Source organism: Lactobacillus sp. WILCCON 0149 (genome assembly GCF_057197965.1).
The window spans coordinates 1,485,916-1,505,860 of record NZ_JBUBHO010000001.1 but is presented as its reverse complement, the minus strand read 5'-3'; the positions used below and the strand labels follow the sequence as shown (position 1 = coordinate 1,505,860).

Here is a 19,945-nt window from a genome sequence, read left to right as displayed (position 1 = left end):
ATATTTTTTTAGAAAAGTTTGGCCTTTTCGCACAGATCGTCAAAGCGTTCCCAGAACTTGTCGTAGTTGGCGGAAGTTACCAGGGTCATTGGCCGGCCGTTTTCAGTTTCAAAGAAGCGGGCAGCCCGGTCGCCGTCAGTGTAGACGTCGGACTTGGTTTCCCGGGTCGTGGCGATTTCCGGGTAAAGGGCGCTCATGGTGGTCAAAACGTCCCAGAGGTAGTAAGTTGAGTCGACTTCAAAGGAGTTGACCAAGGCGTAGACATAGCCTAAGAATTCAAAGGCCGGGTACTTGCGGTTAACGGCAAAGTGCTGGCGCATTTCATCGGTCAGAGGCAGTTCTTCAGTTGATTCCAGACCAACCTGCTGGATCTTGATCTTGGAGTCCCAGACCGTCTTGCAGGCTTCTGGGTCCCACCAGGCGTTCCATTCCTGGGTCCCGTCAGCGCATGGAGCGTAAACGTTGCCGTGGGCGTTCAAAGACCCGCCCATCCAGTAAAGTTCTTCGATTTTGTCTTGAATGCTTGGGTCGATTTTCAGAGCCCGGGCTAAGTCAGTCAAGGGGCCAGTGAAGACCAGAGTAACCGGGCCGTCAGCGGCGTGGATCTTGTCGATCATGTCCAGGTGGGCCGGCTTAGCGGCAACTGGCGTTTCGACAGTGCCTTTTTCATTCAAGATCGGGAAGTGGTCAACGGAAAAAGCTGACACTCTCCAGGCTTCCGGGAACTGGTGGACTGCCCGGGAGTCGGACTTGGCTACTTCCAGCTTGTCGCCGCGCTGGTTGAAGCGGTCGATCAGCTTCCGGGACGCGGAAACGCCTGGTTCAACATAGCCATCAGCATCGGTTACCCCGACCCCGATCAGCTTGATGTCGGGTGCTAAAAGCATCAGCAAAAGTGAAGTAAAGTCGTCCATGTTGCTGTCATGGTTCAAGTAGAAGTTCTTCATGTTATCTTACCTTCCTAAAATCCTATAGTCTTAACAATAATATTATACGTGATAAGCTGACAAAAGACAGCCGTTTCAGTGAAAAAAAGTTTATTTTGCACTAAAAGTCGAACGAGCTTTGCCGTAGAAGAATTATTGTTAAAAGATGTTTATCTTTCTTCCGCCTTGGTCATGAAAAATCATTAAAATATTTTTGAGATTATAGGCGGATCAGTGTTAGAATAATACTTTTCGTGATAAAATCGTACGGTAAATGAATCGCGGGGAGGCAGACATGGCAAGTCAATTGATTGAAAATAAATTGAAATTGCTGCCGGAAAAGGCCGGTTGCTATCTGATGAAGGACGTCAACGGCAAGGTTATCTATGTTGGCAAGTCCAAGAACCTGAAAAACCGGGTCCGGTCCTACTTCAAGAGCAGCCAGGAAGGCCGCCGGGCCGAGCTGGTCAAAAACATTGCCGACTATGACATCATCGTGGTGGATTCCGACAAGGAAGCTTTTTTGCTGGAAATCACCCTAATCAAAAAGTACCAGCCCTATTACAATGTTGCTCTGAAGTCGGGAACAGGCTACCCCTACATTGAAATCACCAATGAGAGAAATCCCCAGACCCGTCTTACCTCGATCGTCTACAAGGACAAGGGCTACTATTTTGGCCCTTACCCCAACGTCTACGCGGCCAGCGCGACTTTAAAATTCATCCAGAAGGTCTTTCCTTTGCGCCGCTGCAGCGGCTATACTGGCCGGCCTTGCCTTTACTACCATATGGGTCAGTGCCTGGGCAGCTGCTTTAAGGAAGTGCCGCAAAGTGAATATGATGAGCAGATCAAGAAGATCAAGCGCTTTTTGAACGGGGACATCCAGGAAGTCAAGAAAGACTTGACGAACAAGATGATGCAAGCTTCAGCCAACCTGGAATTTGAAAGGGCGGGGGAACTCCGGGACCAGCTCAAATACATTGAAGAAACGGTTGAAAAGCAGAAGATCATCTCCAACGACCATACCCAAAGAGACATCTTCAACTATTACGTGGACCGGTCCTGGATTTCCATCCAGGTCTTCTTTTTGCGGCAAGCCAAGCTCTTGCGGCGGGAATCGCACATGTTTCCTTTGACTGATGAAACTGATCCGGAAGACGAATTCATGTCCTTTATTGCCCAGTTCTACGCGCAAAAAAACCGGGTTAAGCCCAGGGAGGTCCTGGTGCCTAAAGGCATCGACCAGGATGAACTGGCAGCGGCGATCGGCATCAAGGTCCGGACCCCGCAAAGAGGGCAGAAGGCTTCTTTGATGGAGATGGCCAGAGAAAATGCCCAGTTGAAGCTGGATGACAAGTTCCGCCTGCTGGAGCTCGGCCAGCGCAAGACCAAGGGGGCCCAGGAAGAAATTTTCAAGGCCCTGGGTCTGCCTTACGGGTCATACATTGAGAGTTTTGACCACTCCCATATTCAAGGGGCAGACCCGGTCTCGGCCCTGGTTGTCTTTAAAGACGGGGAGCCCTTTAAAACTGGCTACCGGAAGTTCAAGCTGAAGGGGGAAGTCGAGCACCAAAACAGCGCCGATGAAGTCGGCAACACCCGGGAAGTCGTCCGCCGCCGCTACAGCCGCCTGTTAAAAGAACATGAAAGAATGCCGGACCTCATCCTGATGGACGGGGGGCAGATTCAGGTGGAAGCCTGCGAGGACGTCTTAAGAAATGAGCTGAACCTGGATATTCCGGTAGCCGGGATGGTAAAAGATGACAAGCACCGGACCAACCACCTCTTGTACGGTGATCCTTTTAACGGCCAGCCTTTTAAAATGATCCCAATGGACCCGAAGTCAGAGGGCTTTTACCTTATGACCCGGATCCAGGATGAGGTCCACCGCTTCGCCATCACCTTCCACCGGCAGACCCATGCCAAGAATTCCCTGGTCAGCCGGCTTGACTCCATCAAGGGCATCGGCCCTAAGAGCCGGACCAAGCTTTTGCGGAAGTTTGGCTCTTTAAAGAAGATCAAGGAAGCTTCAATCGACGATCTGCGCAAGGCGGGACTGACTTTAACCCAGGCGCAGGCTGTCAAAATTTCCCTTTAGCTATTGGGCAAAATAGCTTATTATTAAATGGTAACAATTAACGAAAGAAAGAAAAGGTTAGAACAAGAATGCCAACTCCTTCAACATTTGTTGATCAAACTAAAATTGAAGTCCAAGCCGGTAAGGGCGGGGACGGCATGGTGGCCTTCCGCCATGAAAAATTCATGCCTAATGGCGGACCAGCTGGCGGTGACGGCGGCCGGGGCGGCTCCATCATCTTTGTGGCCGACAATGGCCTCAGAACCTTGATGGACTTCCGCTACCGGCGCAAGTTCAAGGCTGAGCCTGGCGAAAACGGCCGCATCAAGGCCCAATACGGCAAGGCGGCCAAGGACCTTTACCTGAAGGTGCCAGTCGGCACGACCGTCTATGATTTTTTCACCGGTGAGGAAATCGGTGACTTGGTCAAGGACGGCCAGGAACTGGTCGTTGCTAAAGGCGGCCGGGGCGGCCGGGGCAACATCCACTTTGCCACCAGCGTCAACACGGCCCCGGAAATCGCGGAAAACGGGGAACCAGGTGAATTCCGGACCCTCCGCTTGGAACTGAAGGTCCTGGCTGATGTTGGTCTGGTCGGCTTCCCGTCTGTCGGCAAGTCAACCCTTCTGTCAGTCGTCACCAGTGCCAAGCCGAAGATCGCGGCTTACCAGTTTACTACCTTGAAGCCAAACCTGGGCATGGTCCTGCTGCCAGACGGTCGGGACTTCTCCATGGCCGACCTGCCGGGCTTGATCAAAGGGGCCAGCCAGGGGGTAGGGCTGGGGATCCAGTTCCTGCGCCACGTGGAAAGAACCAAGGTTATCCTGCACATGGTCTCCATGGACCCAAACAACGGCAGGGATGCCTACGAAGACTATGAAACCATCTTGCACGAACTGGCTTCATATACGGAAGATGACCTCTCCAGCAAGCGGGAAATCATCGTGGCCAGCCAGATGGACATTCCAGGTGCTGATGAAAAATTAGCCCAGTTCAAAAAGGACCTGGCTGCTCATGGGGTTGACCAGGAAGTTTACGAACTCTCCAGCGTCACCCACCAAGGCGTTGACCGTTTGATGAGCCGGGCGGCTGACTTGGTCAGCGAGGTTGAAGCCCAAGAAGCAGCAGCCGCCGTCAAGCCGCAAGAAGAGGTCAAGACTAAGACCTACAAGTACCACCGGCCAGAAAAGATGGAATTCACGGTTGAAAAGCTTGCTGATCATGAATTTGAAATTCACGGCGAGCAGCTTGAACGCTTGGTAGCCATGACCAACCTGGACCACCAGGATGGGATCATGCGCCTGGCCCGCCGCTTGAAGAAGATGGGCGTTGATGATGAACTGCGGGCGCAAGGCGCTGTCGATGGAGACGACGTTTACATTGGCGACTTCAGCTTCGAGTTCGTGCAATAAAGGATAGATTGAGACTTTTAGAATAGAGAAACGAAAGTTAGAGAATTGAAAAAATGAAGAAACGATACATTACTGGCTATGCTGGTTTGCGTGCTTTGGCCGTAATTGGGGTAATCCTGTATCACCTGGACCCGGACCACTTTGGCGGAGGCTACCTGGGCGTGCCGATCTTTCTGGTTTTGACAGGCTATCTGGTAACTGATCAGATTATGGCTGCCTACCGCAATCATGGCTATTTTGACATTAGGGCTTTTTACCAACGCCGCTTTAAGCGCTTATACCCGCCGCTGATTGCCATGCTCTGGCTGACCAGCGCGTATATCGTGCTTTTTCAGCGCAACCTCTTAAACAAGCTCTACCAGATCGTCGCCAGCAACCTGCTGGGCGTGTATAACTGGTGGCAGATTTTTAACGGACAGAGCTACTTTGAACGTTTCGCCAATAATGAATCGCCTTTTACTCACTTGTGGACGATGGCGATCGACTGGCAGTTCTACTTGCTCTGGCCACTGGTGATGGCCCTCTTGGTCAAATTCGTCAAAAGGCGGCGGAACATTTTCTGGGTTCTGGTTGGCCTGTCAGTTCTGTCGGCAGTCGAAATGGCCCTGCTTTTCCGGCCAGGCCAGGATACCAGCCGAATCTACTATGGAACCGACACCCGCTTCTTCTCTTTGGGCCTGGGCAGCGCCATGGCCATCCTCTGGCCTTTTGAGGAGCTGGACAACCGTTTCACCAAAAGCGATGGGGTCGTCCTCAACTGGACTGGTTTAGCCACGCTGTTTGGGATGCTGCTGCTTATGTTCTCGCCTTTGATGAACGCGCAGACGGCTTTCCCATATTATGGGGGGATGTTTATCTTCAGCTTCTTCGTGACGGTTTTCGCCGCTGTGATCGCGGCTCCGGTCGGAATCTGGAACCGGCTGATGACCAACCCGGTCTTTGACTGGCTGGGGTCAAGAAGCTATGAAATCTACCTCTACCAGTTCCCGGTCATGATCTTTTTTGAAAGCTGGGTCAGTGACCTGGCCGACCACGTTGCCCTTTACCGGGTGATCGAAGTCGTCTTGATTCTCTTGATCAGTGAACTGACTTACCGGCTTTTTGAAAAAAGACGCTATACCGGGGAAGGCATCCGCTACAATCTGGCCAAGCTCTTCCATTGGCCGGTCAAGGTTTCAAAAAGCTGGCTGCAGACCGCGGCCTTCTTCCTGGTCTTCCTAATTGGCAGCGGCGGAATTATCTTCTCCCCGCTGGCCAAGGCTGACAACAAGGATGGGGCTTTGATCAAGACGATCAATGACAACTCCAAGCAGCAGGCTGAGATGAACAAGAAGGCCTTGGAATCAATCAAGAGCTCGCAAAAGGCGGCCAAGAAGTCGTCTAGCAGTCAGAGAACGCAGACGTCCAAGGCCAAGACCAAGTCAAAAACGACTAAGTCTAAGACCAGCGGGAAAAAGGTCAACCAGGAATTTGAGAAGTACGGAATCAGCCAGGCTGACCTGCAGGAAGCGCAAAAGCTGCAAGTTACGGCAATCGGCGACTCGGTCATGGCTTCTTCAAGTGACATCTTGCACCAGCTTATGCCGCACGCGGTTATCGATGCTACGGTTTCCCGCCAGGCTGACGTGGCTCCTCAGCTGCTTCAGTCTTATGCCCAAAAGGGCGAACTGCAGGACAATGTCCTGCTCGGCCTTGGGACCAACGGGCCTTTTACTGATGATGAGGTTAAGCAGATCATGCAGATTGTGGGTCCAAAGCGTCATCTTTTCTGGATCAATGTCGTCGTGCCGACCCGGTCCTGGCAGAACCAGGTCAACCAGCAGCTGCAGGCCTTGGCTAAAAAGTACAAGAACTTGACCGTCATTGACTGGTATGGCTACGCGCACAGCCAGTCCAGCTGGTTTTACGGCGACAAGACCCACCCGAATGACGTGGGGCAAAACTACTATAGCGCGTACGTCGTCAAAGAAATGGTTCGCGCCAGCGAATCGAATTAGCCTTTTTTAATTGGAAAAGAATGGGAGTTAAATGGAACTGGAATTTCTTGGAACCTGCTCGGGCCAGCCGTCAAAATTGCGGAACGTCTCGAGCCTGGCTTTAAAACTACTGGATGAGCTGAACGAGATTTGGCTCTTTGATTGCGGGGAAGCAACCCAGCATCAGATTCTGCGCACCAATATCCGCCTGCGCAAAATCACGAAGATCTTTATCTCACACAACCACGGCGACCATATTTTTGGCCTGCCGGGCCTTTTGTCAACCAGGTCTTTTCAAGGTGACGTTGGCCCCTTGACCATCTATGGGCCAGCAGGGATTGAACAGTTTGTCAAGACATCTCTCAGGATTTCCAAAACCAAGATTTCCTATCCAATTAAATTCGTTACCCTGGAAGAGGCGGGCAAGATCGTCAGCGAGCGGGGCTTTGAAGTCTATACTGAAAAGCTGGATCACCGGATCGACAGCTGGGGCTTTCGGGTAGTCGAGGCTGACAAGGCCGGTGAACTGTTAATGGATAAATTGGCAGAATTTAAAGTGCCAAACGGGCCGCTCCTTGGTAAACTAAAGAGGGGCGAGCAGGTCGAGTTGGCTGACGGCACGGTTTTAAACGGCAAGGACTTCCTGGGTCCGGCTAAAAAAGGCCGGGTGGTGACCGTGATTTACGACACCCGGTCCACACCTTCAATCCGCCGCTTAGCCGACCATGCCGACGTCTTAGTCCATGAAGCAACTTTTGACGCCAGCGAAAGCAAGCTGGCCAGGGATTATTACCACTCAACGTGCACACAAGCCGCTGAGACGGCCGCCGCCTGTCAGGTTGGGCATTTGTACCTGACTCATGTTTCGGCCCGCTACGTGGGCCCTCTGGCCAGCCAGATGGTCAAGCAGGCCCGGGAGATTTTCCCGGCCACGACCCTGGCCAGGGACCTGGACAGCTTCGTAGTTCCAATGAAAGGTTAACGTGTTTAAAGATGAATGATTCATTACGCAATAAAGTTGTAGTTATTACCGGGGCCAGCAGCGGGATTGGCCGCTCAATCGCCCTGGAAAGCGCCAGCCGGGGCGCTACGGTCGTTTTGCTGGCCCGTCGCCTGGACAAGCTGGAGGAAATCGCGGCTGAAGCCAGAGAGTTGTCTGGCTCAGCAGCTTTTGCCGTTAAGGCAGATTTGGGCCTGGCCAGCGACATTGAAGCGGCTTTTGCCCAAGTCAAGGAAAAGGTCAAGCATATCGACTACCTGGTCAACGCGGCTGGTTTCGGCAAGTTTGAAGAATTCATGGAAGCTGACATGCAGGACGCTACGGAAATGTTCCAAGTCGACGTCTTGGGCTTGATGTACATGACCCGGCTTTTCGGCCGGCTCATGCTGGAGCAGGGCAGCGGGCAGATCATCAACTTCGGCTCCATGGCCGGCAAGGTGCCGACGACCAAGTCAGCTGCTTACAGCGCCGCCAAGGCAGCCGTAATCCAGTTCTCCAACGTCCTGCGCCTTGAACTGAAGCCTTTCGGCGTCAAGGTTATGACCGTCAACCCGGGCCCGGTTTACACCAACTTTTTCAACATTGCCGATGCAAGTGGCCAGTACGTCAAGAATGTGCAGGCTTTCATGCTTGATCCAGACGACGTGGCTTGGGAAGTAGTCCACTACTTCGGCTCAAACAAGCGTGAGCTCAACCTGCCGGTCAGCCTGGCGGCTTTGGCCAAATTGTACAACTTGTTCCCGGCAATTGGGGACAGATTGTCGCTTGAATTTGCCTCCCGCAAATAAATAAAGTAAGGTTTTTCTTGATTTATTTGCCAGGCAATAGTATTATTTAATTACTTGAGTATTTAGGTCAACGACCTGATACTGTGATACTACAATAAAGGAGATCAGTTATAAATGGCAGTTCCTGCAAGACATACTTCTAAGCAAAAGAAACGTTCACGTCGCGCTCACTTGAAGCTCAGCGTGCCAGCAATGCACTACGACGCAACTACTGGTGAATACCGTTTGAGCCACCGTGTTTCCCCTAAGGGTTACTACAAGGGTCGTCAAGTAGTCAGCGAAAACAGCGCTAGCGATAACGACTAATTTAAAAGGCACCTGTTTTTTCTGGTGTCTTTTTTTATGCCAAAAATTAGGATTGAGGAATTCGAAAAATGAAACTGGTTTTTTTACATTCAAGCGACACCCACGGCTACCTGCTGCCAACTGACTACCAGACCACGGGCGAATATGACGCTCCCTTTGGTCTGAGCCGGGTAGCCAGCGCCATCAAGGCTGAAAAGGCCAAGTGGGGGGCAGACCACGTGATCGTGACTGATGCCGGTGACTGCCTGCAGGGGTCTCCCTTAGCTGCTTACACCCATGGCAGCAAGAATTTGGACAACCTGGCCCGTTTTACCGCCGCCTACAACGCGGTTGGCTATGACGTCCGCTGCCTGGGCAACCATGACTTTAACTTTGGCCAGGACTACATGGCCTACTACGTGGACAACAACAAGGCCCCATTCGTCAACTGCAATATTTTAGACGCCGAAACCCAGGTGCCGACTCTGGGCCGGGACTACCTGATCTTGGAAAGAAGCGGGGTCAAGGTTGGCGTTTTAGGGATTACCACCCAATACATTCCTCACTGGGAAGCGGCTGACCGGATCAAGGGCCTGGCCTTTAAGTCGGCCTACGAGCAGATTGCCCATTTTGCCAAGATCATCAAGCCGCAGGTCGATGTCCTGGCTGTCCTTTACCATGGCGGCTTTGAAAGCGACATTGCCAGCGGGGAAGCGACTGAACCGCACAACGGGGAAAATGAAGGCTACCGGATTCTGACCGAGATCCCGGAAGTCGACGTGATGCTGACGGGCCACCAGCACCGGAGACTGAACATGATCAGCCCGTCCGGCAAGCCATGCGTGCAGCCGGGCTACCGGGGCGAGGCAATCGCTGAAGTAGTTTTGGACCTGGAAAAGACGCCAGCAGGCTTCAAGGTAAAGCAGGCAACCAGCGAATTGATCGATACCAAGGACTTTGATTCAGATCCAGAAGTTGAGGAAATCGTTAAGCCACTTGATGCAGCCACTCAGAAATGGCTTGACCAGCCAATTGCCCACCTGGACCAGCCGGCGCCAATTGAAGACGCCAACAAGGGGCGGATTGAAGGGGCACCTTTCATCAACCTGCTCCAGCAGATGCAGCTCTACTTCACCCACGCTGACCTCTCAGCCACAGCTGTGATGAACGATGTGGCCAAGGGCTTTGGCAAGACGGTGACCATGCGGGACATTCTTTTGAACTACCCATACGCCAACCAATTGGTCAGCGTCAAATTGACTGGCAAAGAGCTCCGCCATATCGTTGAGCATACAGCCAGCTTTTTGGAAAAAGACGAAGATGGCAAGATCCACTTTATTGACCGCTATCTGAAGCCAAAGCCGGAACTTTACCACTTTGATGTCTTTTATCCACTGGAGTACGAGGCTGACCTCTCCAAGCCGGTTGGCCAGCGCTTGACCAAGCTGAAGCTCAAGGGCCAGGATATTCAAGATGACCAGGTCTACCACCTGGCCGTCAACAACTACCGGGCTAACGGGGGCGGCTTCTACCCTGAATACAGCTTGGACAAGATCGAATTTTCCTTGGATAAGGACTATGTCCAGATGTTCAGCGAATACTTGACTCAAGGGGATGTCAAGGTCGACACGAAGAAGTACTACCGCTTCTATTAGTAACGAATAGCGAAGAAAAAGGCCGCCAGGCCTTTTTTTCATGGCCTTGTGGCATAATTAAATAATAGCAGCTAAGGAGGTGGAGTATGCCAGGAGAAAACGTGCGCGTCCAAGGAAAAGTGGTCAAGAGCCACTTGACATCATTTGTTTCGGCCGAAGAATTGCGGCAGGTGCAGGCAGCAGAAGAATTAGCCGGCCTGCCGGTTCACCAGAAGCCCTATGCTTTCGTGACCTTGAAAGATTGGCAGCTGGTCTGCGGCCATTTAGAAGCGAATTTACCTGGAGCAGTCGCTTCTTTTGAGGCGGCCGAAGGGGTCCTGCCCTGGCTGGCCAAAGAAGAAAGCGGCAAGCTCAAGCAGATTTTTGGCCAGGAAGTCCCGGCCGAGCAAGTGGTGACCTTGACTCTCAGCCAGGTCGAGAAAAAAGGCAATTGGCAATTGCAGCTGGACGGGGTCATCATGGCTGCGAAAAAGCCAAATGAGGAAAAAACAGATAATACAGAAGAAAAAGAAGTTAAAGAAGTAATAGTAGCAAAAGAAAAGACTAAGTCTTTTTCTGGTCAAATGGTCGATGCCCAAGTCAAATTAGGCGGGCAGACTTTGCCCCTGCATGACTACCAGCTCTACAGCATGAACTTTATTATGGAGCATCCTTACTGCGGGATTTTCTTGGATATCGGCCTGGGCAAGACTTTGACTACTCTGGCTGCCCTGGCCAAATTACGCGAAGAGGGGATGAAGGGGCACATCTTGGTGATCGCGCCAAAGACCGTGGCCAAGTCAACCTGGCAAGATGAGATTGACAAGTGGGACTTGCCTTTTAAGACCCAGTCTTTTTTAACTGATAAAAAAGGCCGCCAGCTGACCCCAGCCGACCGGCAGGCCCTCTACGAAGACGCCGCGGCTAAAGCCGCCAAGGGCGACTGGCAGCTGTATTTTGCCAGCCGGGACCTGGTCAGCAAGTTGGTTGACCTGGGCCCTTGGCTTTTTAAAAATGTAGTCATCGACGAGTCCCAGTCTTTCAAGTCGCCGGCTTCCCAGCGCTTCAAGGCCTTAAAGAGCGTGCGGAGGCGGATTCAGCGCTTGATTGAGCTGACCGGGACTCCGGCGCCTAATTCCCTCCAGGACTTGTGGTCGCAAATTTATCTCTTGGACCAAGGAAAAAGGCTGGGCAAAAGCATCACGGCCTACCGGCAGCAGTACTTTGAGCCGACCCTGCTGGTCAACAATCATCCGGTCAAGTGGCGGCTTTTGCCAGGCAGTGAGGAAAAAATCTACCAGGCCATCGACGATATCGTCATCTCCATGAAAAATACCAGGCTGAAATTGCCAGAACTGACAGAGAGCCTGGATTGGGTGGAAATGCCCCCAAAGGCCAAAAAGAGCTACCAGCAGCTGAAGAAAGAACAGGTCCTGGACTTGCCTGGCCAGGAGATTACCGCCGATAACGCGGCCGTTTTGGCTGGCCGCTTGCGGCAATTAGCCAGCGGGGCCATCTATGAAGAAGACGGGGTGCATTACCAGGAGATTTTTGCCGGGAAACTGGAAAGGTGTTTCTACTTAACGGCAAATACGGCCACGCCCAGCCTGGTGGCCTATTATTTCAAGTCTGATGCTGCCCGCCTTTTAGCCTTTTACCAGAAAAACGGGGTCAAGGCAGAAATTTTTGACGGCTCTGCCGGCATGATCCGCCGCTGGAACAAGGGCAAGATCCCGGTCATGCTGGTCCAGCCGGCCAGTGCCGGAGCGGGCCTTAACCTGCAAGAGGGGGGCCACACCTTGATTTGGTTTACCCTGCCCTGGAGCCTGGAGCAGTACCAGCAGATGAACGGCCGTCTTTACCGGCAGGGACAGAAAAAGCCGGTCATCATTCACCATCTTTTGACGAAGGGAACGATTGACCGGCATGTTTTAGCCAGTTTGAAAAAGAAGGACCTCTCTCAGCAGGCCTTGCTGGCCGCGGTCCGGCGGACGGTTAACTAGTCGTCCGGGCTGTATTTTTTGAAAAAGAAGCTCTCAATCCAGGCCGGATCCTGCTTCAGCCGGAGGTAGCTGCCCAGACTGAAGATGAGGCTGCCGGCAAGGTCGGCGATCAAGTCACCCATGGTATCCATCAAGGCTGCCCGGCCGGCCAAGTCCCGGCCCGCTGACATGTAGCGCTGCAGGTTCATGTTAAAAAGGCCGTCACAGGTGAATTCATAGCATTCCCAAAGGACCCCGCACAAGACGGCGAAGGCTACCCCATACAGGCATAAAAAGCCGGCAGGCAGCTTTTCCTTGAACTTGAAGCAGCCCAGGATGGCCCAGGCTAATCCAAAGAGCAGGGCCCCGCTGATTAAGTGGAGGAACTTGTCCCAGTAAGGGATGTAGTAGAAGTGGTAGGCATCCCCCAGGTAAATGGCGCAATAGATGAAGGCCAGGAAGAAAAAGTACAAAAAAGAGGGCAGGTAAAAGCGCAGCCACTTGCTTAACAGGGCCGGCAGGAGTACCAAAACCAGGCCAGCCCCGGTCTCAAGGACCAGGAGCAGACTGCCGGACTTGCCTTCTGCTAATTGCCAGGCAGCGGTAAGCAGGGAAATGGCCATTGAGAGGGCAACGAAGACAAAAGAAAACTTGAGCGGCAAACTTTGCTTGTGCATTGGAAGCGACACCTCACTAAACATGAACAGGAATTTTTATTATTTTGCCTATATTTTAGCAGATATGCTTATGCCTGCGGCAGAATCTGCTGACTGAGTTACAATAAAAGCAGCAGGCAAAGCAAGAAATAAGATTGGAGGAAAAAAGATGGATTTAGCAGAAATTCAAAGACAGGCCAAGCAGGCCGTCAGTGAAATCGTCGAGGCATCCGGAATCAAGGCCGGCCAGTTTTTCGTGGTTGGCTGCTCTTCAAGCGAGGTTTTAGGCGAAGCAATCGGCACCAATACCAGCACTGACGTTGCTGAAGCCCTTTACCAGGGGATTAATGAAGTTTTGGCGGAAAAGGGGATCTACATGGCAGCCCAGTGCTGCGAGCACTTAAACCGGGCCCTGGTCGTCAGCCGGGAAGCAATGGAAAAGTATGACTTGGAGCAGGTTAACGCTATTCCCCAGCCAAACCATGCCGGCGGGGCCTTCGCGACCGTCGCCTATCAAAAGTTGCCCAACGCGGTACTGGTAGAAGACATTGACGCCCGGGGGGAAGCCGGGATCGATATCGGTGGTACCTTGATCGGGATGCACCTGCACCCGGTGGTAGTTCCCTTGAGGATCTCCCTAGATAAGATCGGGGAGGCCAACATCATCTGTGCTCGCCGCCGGCCAAAGTATGTCGGCGGCCAGCGGGCCATCTATGATGAGTCTTTGATGTAAAAAGTATGTTTAAGTTTTTGTAAAAATAATAGATGATTTGCTATTGGTACTTAACTTTTGATAGCAAAAACTTGCGGATGTTGATAAAATAAAATTACGTTGTTATTAATTAACGCATTAAGAAGCAAGGTGGCAGTTCATGAAGAAGTATCAACTAATCGCAGACACAATTAAGCAGCGGATTATCGACGGTGTTTATCCCCAGCAAAGTTTTTTGCCTAAGCAGGAAGAACTGGCTGAGGAGTTTTCGGTTAGCAAGATCACGATCAAGAGTGCTTTGGACTTGCTTGAGCGGGAAGGCTTCGTTTATAAGGAATCAGGCTTGGGGACTCTGGTCTTGTCCAACTTGACCTTGCTGGGTCAACACGACTCACCGGTCAATTCCTTTGCCGGCCTGTCATCTGAAGTTGGCAATGACCGGATCAGCAGCAAGATCTTGAAGTTCGAAGTCTGCTTCCCCTCGGCTGACTTATGTGAGAAATTGAATCTGGACGAGAATGATCCGGTTTATGACATTGTTCGTCTGCGCCTTTTGGATGGGGAACCGCTGGTGATTGAGCATACCAACATGCCGGTCAGCCAAGTGCCGGCCTTGTCCAAAAAAATTCTGGAGGGGTCGATCTACTCTTACCTGCACAAGAAGCTGCATATCAAATTCGGCGGGGTCTTCCGCCGGGTCCGGGCTGATTTGCCGGATGAATATGACCTGCAGTACCTTGGCGCCAGCGAAAACACGCCGATTTTGGAAATTGAGCAGATCATTTGGACTAATACAGGGGTCAACATCGAATATTCCCGGTCAAGAAACCTCTACAACAAGCGGTCTTACATCATGGTTGAAACCAATCATTAATAATCTGGACATAAAGCCAGGTGGAATTTTCCACCTGGCTTTTCTTTTTGCTTATTAATGGGTAAGTAAAGTCTAACAAAAAATAAAACATATTTTTTAAATAGACTAGACATAATCTATCTTTGGCACTATACTATTCTTTGTAAGCGATAACACATGTCCGTAAAGAGAAGTTCTAGGAGGTAATTAGAATGGCTGAAAAAACGATTATGCTGTGCTGCTCAGCAGGGATGAGTACCAGTATGCTGGTTAAGAAGATGCAAGAAGCTGCCAAGAAGGACGGCTTGGACTACGAAATCTTTGCTTGTCCAGCAGCTGAAGCTGATTCAAACTTGGAAAACAAGAACATCTCCTGCATCTTGCTTGGGCCGCAAGTCCGCTACATGCTGGCTGACTTCCAAAAGAAGGTTGAAGGCACCGATGTTCCGGTCGATGTCATTGACATGGCTGCTTACGGCATGATGGACGGAGAAAAGGTTGTTCAACAAGCTACTAAGGTAATGAGCAAGTAATGAGCTTTTGCGTTTGTAAATCGAGGAAAAAGTGATGAGTACAGAAACTACAAAGCAGGGTGGATTCAGTGCTTTTGTCAATCAAAAGATTCTGCCACCAATCATGAAGTTTGTTAACACGAAGGCTGTTAAGGCCATCCAAGACGGGATGGTCTACTCGCTGCCATTTATCATTATTGGGTCGATCTTCTTGATCATGTCCAACTTCCCAATTCCGGCAGTTTCCCAGGCCTTGTCAGACAGCGGCTGGTCAGCCTTCTTTAGCCAGGCTTACACGGCCAGTTTCGGGATGATTTCCGTTTGGTCAGTTGTCGGGATTGCCTATGTCTATGTCAAGAATGAAAAAGTTGAGCCTCTTCCGGCTGCTTTGACTGCCCTGTCAGCCTTCCTGCTTTTGCAATTCATGCAGGTTGACAGCCCACTGAAGGCCGCTGAAGCCAGCGGCATCAGCAACGCGGCCGGCAAGGTCGTAATGTCCGGCTCAGCCGTTACGCAAAACATCGACAAATTGCCGCATGCTTTGCAGACTTTCCTGGCTTCACCAGTCACCAATGTTTTGAACATTACCTGGTTTGGCGGCCAAGGGATGGTTGCTGCTATCATCATCGGCCTTTTGGTCGGCTGGAGCTACAGTGCCATGATGAAGAAGGGCTGGAAGATCAAGCTGCCAGAACAAGTGCCATCCAGCGTTTCCAAGCAGTTCTCAGCCATGATTCCAGCCGGTGTTGACTTGACTGCCTGCATGCTGCTGTTTGCCGCCTTCAAGACTTTTGGCAACACTGACATGCTGCAATGGATCTACCAAGTTCTGGAAATGCCGATGCAGGGTCTGTCTGACTCATGGGGCGGGGCCATCGTTATCGGCCTGGCCGTACCATTCTTCTGGTTCTTCGGCGTCCACGGCGGTTTGATCGTCGGTTCAGTCGCCGGCGCCTTCCTTCTGCCAAACACGGCAGCCAACGCTGCTTTGTACCACGCCGGGAAATTGTCAGTTGCCCAAGGGGCTCACGTTATTACTAACGAATTCTACAACAACTTCATCAACTTGACTGGTTCAGGTATTACGATCGGTTTGGTTGTCTTCACGGTTTGGTTCGCCAAGTCCCAGCAGATGAAGGCAATTGGTAAGATCGAACTCGTACCGTCAATCTTCAACATCAACGAACCATTCCTGTTCGGTTTGCCACTGGTTATGAACCCATTCCTGGCCGTGCCATTCTTCTGCGTGCCGCTGATCGTCAGCCTGTCAACTTATGGCTTGATCCGTTACGGCATCCTGCCACCGCTTAACGGTGTTGCGGCTCCATGGACCACGCCAGCCGTTCTGTCTGGTTTCTTCATTGGTGGCTGGAAGATCGCCATCTGGCAGTTCTGTGTTCTGGTAATCTCAACTTTGGTTTACTTCCCATTTGCCAAGCGTTACGACCAAGTTTTGCTGAAGCGGGAACAAGAAAACGCGGCTGCTGAAGCTGCTGGCAAAAACTAATGACAAAGCTTTTTAGGGGGAATTGTTTTGACTGCGCGTACGATGCCAAAGGGCTTTTTCTGGGGAAATTCCGTCTCAAGCATGCAGACGGAAGGGGCCTGGAATATTGATGGAAAAAGTTTATCGGTCTATGACCTCCGGCCTGCTACTGACAAGACGGCAGACTGGCATGATGCGATTGATGAATATCACCGCTATGACGAAGACCTGGACCTGCTTAGGGAAATGAACATGAACATGTACCGGATCCAGATTTCCTGGTCACGGGTGATCAAAGATGGTGACGGAGAGGTCAATCCTGCAGGTTTGGCGTACTATGACCGCCTGGTGGACGGGATGCGCCAGCGGGGCATTGAGCCAATGATCTGTCTGTACCACTTTGACATGCCAGCCAAGCTGGCCAAAGAAGAAAACGGCTTTATGTCCAGAAAGGTGACTGACGCCTTTGTCTCATACGGGCAAAAGATGCTGGACCACTTTGCCGACCGGGTCAAGTACTGGATCGTCTTTAACGAGCACAATCTCTACTTTACTGATGAAGTCTTCAACATTGCCGGCTACGACCATGGTGAAAAGAGCCTGGACGACATGTATCAGATTTTCCATCACACCATGCTGGCTCATGCCCGCTTGAGCAAGTACGCCCATGACAAGTACCCAGAGATTAAGTTCGGTGGTATGATTGCCTATACGCCGGTTTATCCGGCAACGTCCAAGCCAATTGACGTTTATCTGGCGCGCAAGTCAAATGAGTTCTTGAACGAGAACTTGAACAAGCTTTATACGACTGGCAAGTACTCTACTGAAGTTCTGGCCTGGATTGAAAATCACGGGATTCAAGCTGATTTTCAAGCAGGGGACGCGGAAGTGTTAGCCGGAATTCATACCGACTTCTTGTCCTTCAGCTACTACCGGTCCACTACCTTGGACGGCGACAAGGTTCCGGCGGCTGAAGCGCCAAACCGCTACCTAAACTGGGGCTTTGAACACAACCGTTTTTTGCCGGAAACTGATTTTGGCTGGGATATCGACCCCTTGGGCTTCCGCAATATCATCACCCATACTTACAATGCTTATCATTTGCCGGTCTTCCCGATCGAAAACGGAATCGGCTGCCGGGAAGAATGGGATGGCAAAGGGGAGATCCAGGATGACTACCGGATCGCCTACCACCGCTCCCACATCAAGGCCATGGAAGAGGCCATGTTTGAAGACGGGGCCAAGGTCTTGGGCTATCTGGGCTGGGGCTTGATCGACATTCCAAGCTCCCATGCCGACATGGAAAAACGCTACGGGGCGGTTTACGTCAACCGCGGCAACCACGACCTGCGCGACATGAAGCGGGTGCCGAAGAAGTCCTTCTACTGGTTCAAAAAAGTTTTCGCAAGCAATGGGGGTGATCTCTCCTAAAGCATAATTTGCAGAAGCACAGTTTATTTTTTCCTACTACAAGACTTTTACTAAAAACTTTTACTAAATATATTTCTACTTCTCAAAAACAAATACCCACTGAAGAATTCTCCATCTTCAGTGGGTATTTCTTTGTTTATCAGCTTAATTTGCTTTTTAGCCTAATTCCTGGTTCCGCTTAAGAGCCGCGTTAACTGCGCTGATAGCCGCGTAGCGGAAGCCGTTTTTTTCCAGTTCAACGACGCCGGCGATGGTTGAGCCGCCTGGTGAAGTTACGGCGTCTCTGAGCTGGGCCGGGTGCTGGCCACTTTCCAGGACCATCTGGGCTGAGCCCAAAACAGTCTGGGCGGCCATTTCGATGGCTTGGGACCGGGAGAGGCCGTTTTGCACGCCAGCGTCGCCTAAGGCTTCAATAAACTGGTAGACGAAGGCCGGGCCGCAGCCCGCCACTGCCGTAGCAGCATCCATCAAATTTTCTGAAATTTCCACGACCTTGCCGGAGTAAGTCATTAAGTCTTTGAAGACTTCTTTGGCCTTGCTGCTCTGGCTGCTGTAGCTGGTCATACCCTGGCCAATGGCTACTGGGGTGTTAGGCATCATTCTGACCAGGTCGTGACCGGGCAGAAGCTTGGTCAAAGTTTCCAGGCTGACCCCGGTTGCCATGGAGATCCAGATGTTGCCGTTATTGCTGCCTTCGCCGATTTCCTTGATGGTGCTTGCCACTTGGTATGGCTTAACGCCTAAAAAGACCACGTCGCTTTCAGCAGCAACAGCCGCATTGTCCAGCAACTGGCCGCCGATTTCCGCCTGCAGCTTGCCGGCTTTTTCCGGATTGTGATTGCTCAAAAGCAGGCTGACGTCATCACACTTGGCAACTGCTCTGGCGATCGCGCTCCCCATGTTGCCTAAACCGATAAATCCAACTTTCATGTGTTTTTCTCCTTGCTATTCTCTGACTTGTCCCTGGCCGCGGATAATGTACTTGTAGCTGTTAAGCTCGTTTAAGCCCATTGGCCCGCGGGCATGCATCTTCTGAGTTGAAATGCCCAGTTCGCAGCCCAGGCCGAATTCGCCCCCGTCAGTAAAGCGGGTTGAAGCGTTGACATAAACGGCAGCTGAGTCGACGGCTTGCGTGAAGCGGTCAGCGGCTGCTTGGTCTTCAGTCACGATGGCTTCGCTGTGGTGGGTTGAGTGCTTGGCGATGTGGTCAATAGCTTCTTCAACTCCGTCCACGACCTTGATGGCCATGATGTAGTCCAAAAATTCAGTGTCAAAGTCGTCTGGGCCGGCTGCTTTAGCCTCTGGCAAAAATTCTTTAGCTCTTTCATCAGCCCGCATCTCAACTTTGCCAGCAAAAACTTCAGCTAAACGCGGCAGGAAGTCAGCGGCAACTTCCTGGTCAACCAGGCAGACTTCAGCAGCGTTGCAGACAGATGGCCGGCTCATCTTGGCATTGGCCGTGATCTTGACTGCCTCGGCTAAATTGGCTGCCTTATTGACGTAGATGTGGCAGATCCCGGTCCCGGTTTCAATTACCGGCACCTTGGCGTTGTCAACAACTGCTCTGATCAAGCCCTTGCCCCCGCGCGGGATCAAGAGGTCGATCTTGCCCCGGGCAGTCATCATTTCGCTGGAAGACTGCCGGCTGGTGTCTTGCACCAGTTCAATCACCTTTGGGGAAATCTTGCTTTTGGCCAAGCCGGCCTTTAAGGCCTGCATGATGGCGTTAGCGGAATTGAAGGCTTCCTTGCCGGAACGCAAAAGGGCGGCATTGCCGGACTTAAGGGCCAGGGCAGCCACGTCAGAAGTGACGTTTGGCCGGCTTTCATAGATCATCCCGATCAAGCCAAAAGGCACGGACCGCTTCTCGATCTTGAGCCCGTTGTCAGCCGTGTGCTCGCTTAAAAGGCGGCCGACTGGGTCCGGCAGGTCGATCAAGGCCCGGATGCCGCTGGCCATGCCAGCCAGGCGGTCTGGGTTAAGGCGGAGCCGGTCCAGCATGACGTCTGGAATCTGCCCCTTGTCCTTTTCCAGGTCAAGTTCATTGGCCGCCAGGATGTCTGCTTCATGGTCCAGTAGGCTGTCAGCCATCAAGGCCAAAGCCTCGTTCTTGTCGGCGGTAGTTGCCAGGTTGACAGCCTCCTTGTTTGCCAGCAGGCTGTCCATCAGTTGCTGAGTTGAGCTTTCAGTCATATTTTTTCTTTTTCCTTTCTCA

General features: G+C 51.8%; 17 protein-coding genes. 13 read left to right on the top strand and 4 right to left on the bottom strand.

Annotated features, from left to right (window positions below):
• Window positions 1-8: 8 nt before the first annotated feature.
• A complete protein-coding gene (locus tag ACYVUV_RS06905; RefSeq protein ID WP_439775151.1) occupies window positions 9-947 on the bottom strand; it encodes a nucleoside hydrolase in 939 nt (312 codons plus the stop codon).
• A 274-nt stretch (window positions 948-1,221) separates the two neighbouring features.
• On the opposite strand from ACYVUV_RS06905, the gene uvrC reads away from it, so the two are divergent.
• The 8 genes from uvrC (at window position 1,222) to ACYVUV_RS06865 (ending at window position 12,101) form a co-directional block, all read left to right on the top strand.
• On the top strand, window positions 1,222-3,024 hold the full coding sequence (uvrC, locus tag ACYVUV_RS06900) for an excinuclease ABC subunit UvrC (protein WP_484499222.1): 1,803 nt from the start codon (window positions 1,222-1,224) through the stop codon (window positions 3,022-3,024).
• 68 nt (window positions 3,025-3,092) lie between these two features.
• Window positions 3,093-4,415: a GTPase ObgE gene (obgE, locus tag ACYVUV_RS06895; protein WP_484499221.1), complete on the top strand. Its 1,323-nt coding sequence runs from the start codon at window positions 3,093-3,095 to the stop codon at window positions 4,413-4,415.
• 53 nt (window positions 4,416-4,468) lie between these two features.
• On the top strand, window positions 4,469-6,412 hold the full coding sequence (locus tag ACYVUV_RS06890; protein ID WP_439774845.1) for an acyltransferase family protein: 1,944 nt from the start codon (window positions 4,469-4,471) through the stop codon (window positions 6,410-6,412).
• Window positions 6,413-6,443: 31 nt separating this feature from the next.
• Window positions 6,444-7,373, top strand: a complete 930-nt coding sequence (rnz, locus tag ACYVUV_RS06885) for a ribonuclease Z (protein ID WP_439774846.1) — start codon at window positions 6,444-6,446, stop codon at window positions 7,371-7,373.
• 11 nt (window positions 7,374-7,384) lie between these two features.
• Complete coding sequence (locus tag ACYVUV_RS06880) at window positions 7,385-8,179, top strand: SDR family NAD(P)-dependent oxidoreductase (protein ID WP_439774847.1); 795 nt, start codon at window positions 7,385-7,387, stop codon at window positions 8,177-8,179.
• A gap of 114 nt (window positions 8,180-8,293) precedes the next feature.
• Complete coding sequence (gene rpmF, locus ACYVUV_RS06875) at window positions 8,294-8,485, top strand: 50S ribosomal protein L32 (RefSeq protein WP_003614010.1); 192 nt, start codon at window positions 8,294-8,296, stop codon at window positions 8,483-8,485.
• A gap of 68 nt (window positions 8,486-8,553) precedes the next feature.
• Complete coding sequence (locus ACYVUV_RS06870; RefSeq protein ID WP_439774848.1) at window positions 8,554-10,119, top strand: bifunctional metallophosphatase/5'-nucleotidase; 1,566 nt, start codon at window positions 8,554-8,556, stop codon at window positions 10,117-10,119.
• Window positions 10,120-10,205: 86 nt separating this feature from the next.
• Window positions 10,206-12,101: an SNF2-related protein gene (locus ACYVUV_RS06865; protein WP_439774849.1), complete on the top strand. Its 1,896-nt coding sequence runs from the start codon at window positions 10,206-10,208 to the stop codon at window positions 12,099-12,101.
• Here ACYVUV_RS06865 and ACYVUV_RS06860 read toward each other — a convergent pair.
• Window positions 12,098-12,757 carry a DUF2238 domain-containing protein gene (locus tag ACYVUV_RS06860; RefSeq protein WP_439774850.1) on the bottom strand — a complete coding sequence of 220 codons (660 nt, stop codon included), beginning with the start codon at window positions 12,755-12,757 and terminating at the stop codon, window positions 12,098-12,100. The genes ACYVUV_RS06865 and ACYVUV_RS06860 overlap by 4 nt on opposite strands.
• A 148-nt stretch (window positions 12,758-12,905) precedes the next feature.
• On the opposite strand from ACYVUV_RS06860, the gene ACYVUV_RS06855 reads away from it, so the two are divergent.
• The 5 genes from ACYVUV_RS06855 (at window position 12,906) to ACYVUV_RS06835 (ending at window position 17,730) form a co-directional block, all read left to right on the top strand.
• Window positions 12,906-13,469, top strand: a complete 564-nt coding sequence (locus ACYVUV_RS06855) for a TIGR01440 family protein (RefSeq protein WP_439774851.1) — start codon at window positions 12,906-12,908, stop codon at window positions 13,467-13,469.
• A gap of 139 nt (window positions 13,470-13,608) precedes the next feature.
• Window positions 13,609-14,322 carry a GntR family transcriptional regulator gene (locus tag ACYVUV_RS06850; protein WP_439774852.1) on the top strand — a complete coding sequence of 238 codons (714 nt, stop codon included), beginning with the start codon at window positions 13,609-13,611 and terminating at the stop codon, window positions 14,320-14,322.
• 191 nt (window positions 14,323-14,513) lie between these two features.
• On the top strand, window positions 14,514-14,834 hold the full coding sequence (locus tag ACYVUV_RS06845) for a PTS sugar transporter subunit IIB (RefSeq protein ID WP_484499220.1): 321 nt from the start codon (window positions 14,514-14,516) through the stop codon (window positions 14,832-14,834).
• Between the two features lie 34 nt (window positions 14,835-14,868).
• Window positions 14,869-16,320 carry a PTS sugar transporter subunit IIC gene (locus ACYVUV_RS06840; protein ID WP_484499219.1) on the top strand — a complete coding sequence of 484 codons (1,452 nt, stop codon included), beginning with the start codon at window positions 14,869-14,871 and terminating at the stop codon, window positions 16,318-16,320.
• A 42-nt stretch (window positions 16,321-16,362) separates the two neighbouring features.
• Complete coding sequence (locus ACYVUV_RS06835; RefSeq protein ID WP_439775814.1) at window positions 16,363-17,730, top strand: glycoside hydrolase family 1 protein; 1,368 nt, start codon at window positions 16,363-16,365, stop codon at window positions 17,728-17,730.
• A gap of 156 nt (window positions 17,731-17,886) precedes the next feature.
• Here the strand turns inward: ACYVUV_RS06835 and proC are convergent, their stop codons facing one another.
• Both proC and ACYVUV_RS06825 read right to left on the bottom strand, forming a co-directional pair.
• Window positions 17,887-18,660 (bottom strand): pyrroline-5-carboxylate reductase, encoded by a 774-nt coding sequence (gene proC, locus ACYVUV_RS06830; protein ID WP_439775811.1) that lies wholly within the window; start codon window positions 18,658-18,660, stop codon window positions 17,887-17,889.
• A gap of 15 nt (window positions 18,661-18,675) precedes the next feature.
• Window positions 18,676-19,923: a glutamate-5-semialdehyde dehydrogenase gene (locus ACYVUV_RS06825; RefSeq protein WP_439775812.1), complete on the bottom strand. Its 1,248-nt coding sequence runs from the start codon at window positions 19,921-19,923 to the stop codon at window positions 18,676-18,678.
• Window positions 19,924-19,945: the final 22 nt, after the last annotated feature.

What these genes read in the sequence shown, in the direction of transcription:
- ACYVUV_RS06905 (WP_439775151.1), bottom strand. Translation starts at nt 947, where the DNA reads ATGAAGAACTTCTACTTGAACCATGACAGCAACATGGACGACTTTACT.
- uvrC (WP_484499222.1), top strand. Translation starts at nt 1,222, where the DNA reads ATGGCAAGTCAATTGATTGAAAATAAATTGAAATTGCTGCCGGAAAAG.
- obgE (WP_484499221.1), top strand. Translation starts at nt 3,093, where the DNA reads ATGCCAACTCCTTCAACATTTGTTGATCAAACTAAAATTGAAGTCCAA.
- ACYVUV_RS06890 (WP_439774845.1), top strand. Translation starts at nt 4,469, where the DNA reads ATGAAGAAACGATACATTACTGGCTATGCTGGTTTGCGTGCTTTGGCC.
- rnz (WP_439774846.1), top strand. Translation starts at nt 6,444, where the DNA reads ATGGAACTGGAATTTCTTGGAACCTGCTCGGGCCAGCCGTCAAAATTG.
- ACYVUV_RS06880 (WP_439774847.1), top strand. Translation starts at nt 7,385, where the DNA reads ATGAATGATTCATTACGCAATAAAGTTGTAGTTATTACCGGGGCCAGC.
- rpmF (WP_003614010.1), top strand. Translation starts at nt 8,294, where the DNA reads ATGGCAGTTCCTGCAAGACATACTTCTAAGCAAAAGAAACGTTCACGT.
- ACYVUV_RS06870 (WP_439774848.1), top strand. Translation starts at nt 8,554, where the DNA reads ATGAAACTGGTTTTTTTACATTCAAGCGACACCCACGGCTACCTGCTG.
- ACYVUV_RS06865 (WP_439774849.1), top strand. Translation starts at nt 10,206, where the DNA reads ATGCCAGGAGAAAACGTGCGCGTCCAAGGAAAAGTGGTCAAGAGCCAC.
- ACYVUV_RS06860 (WP_439774850.1), bottom strand. Translation starts at nt 12,757, where the DNA reads ATGCACAAGCAAAGTTTGCCGCTCAAGTTTTCTTTTGTCTTCGTTGCC.
- ACYVUV_RS06855 (WP_439774851.1), top strand. Translation starts at nt 12,906, where the DNA reads ATGGATTTAGCAGAAATTCAAAGACAGGCCAAGCAGGCCGTCAGTGAA.
- ACYVUV_RS06850 (WP_439774852.1), top strand. Translation starts at nt 13,609, where the DNA reads ATGAAGAAGTATCAACTAATCGCAGACACAATTAAGCAGCGGATTATC.
- ACYVUV_RS06845 (WP_484499220.1), top strand. Translation starts at nt 14,514, where the DNA reads ATGGCTGAAAAAACGATTATGCTGTGCTGCTCAGCAGGGATGAGTACC.
- ACYVUV_RS06840 (WP_484499219.1), top strand. Translation starts at nt 14,869, where the DNA reads ATGAGTACAGAAACTACAAAGCAGGGTGGATTCAGTGCTTTTGTCAAT.
- ACYVUV_RS06835 (WP_439775814.1), top strand. Translation starts at nt 16,363, where the DNA reads ATGCCAAAGGGCTTTTTCTGGGGAAATTCCGTCTCAAGCATGCAGACG.
- proC (WP_439775811.1), bottom strand. Translation starts at nt 18,660, where the DNA reads ATGAAAGTTGGATTTATCGGTTTAGGCAACATGGGGAGCGCGATCGCC.
- ACYVUV_RS06825 (WP_439775812.1), bottom strand. Translation starts at nt 19,923, where the DNA reads ATGACTGAAAGCTCAACTCAGCAACTGATGGACAGCCTGCTGGCAAAC.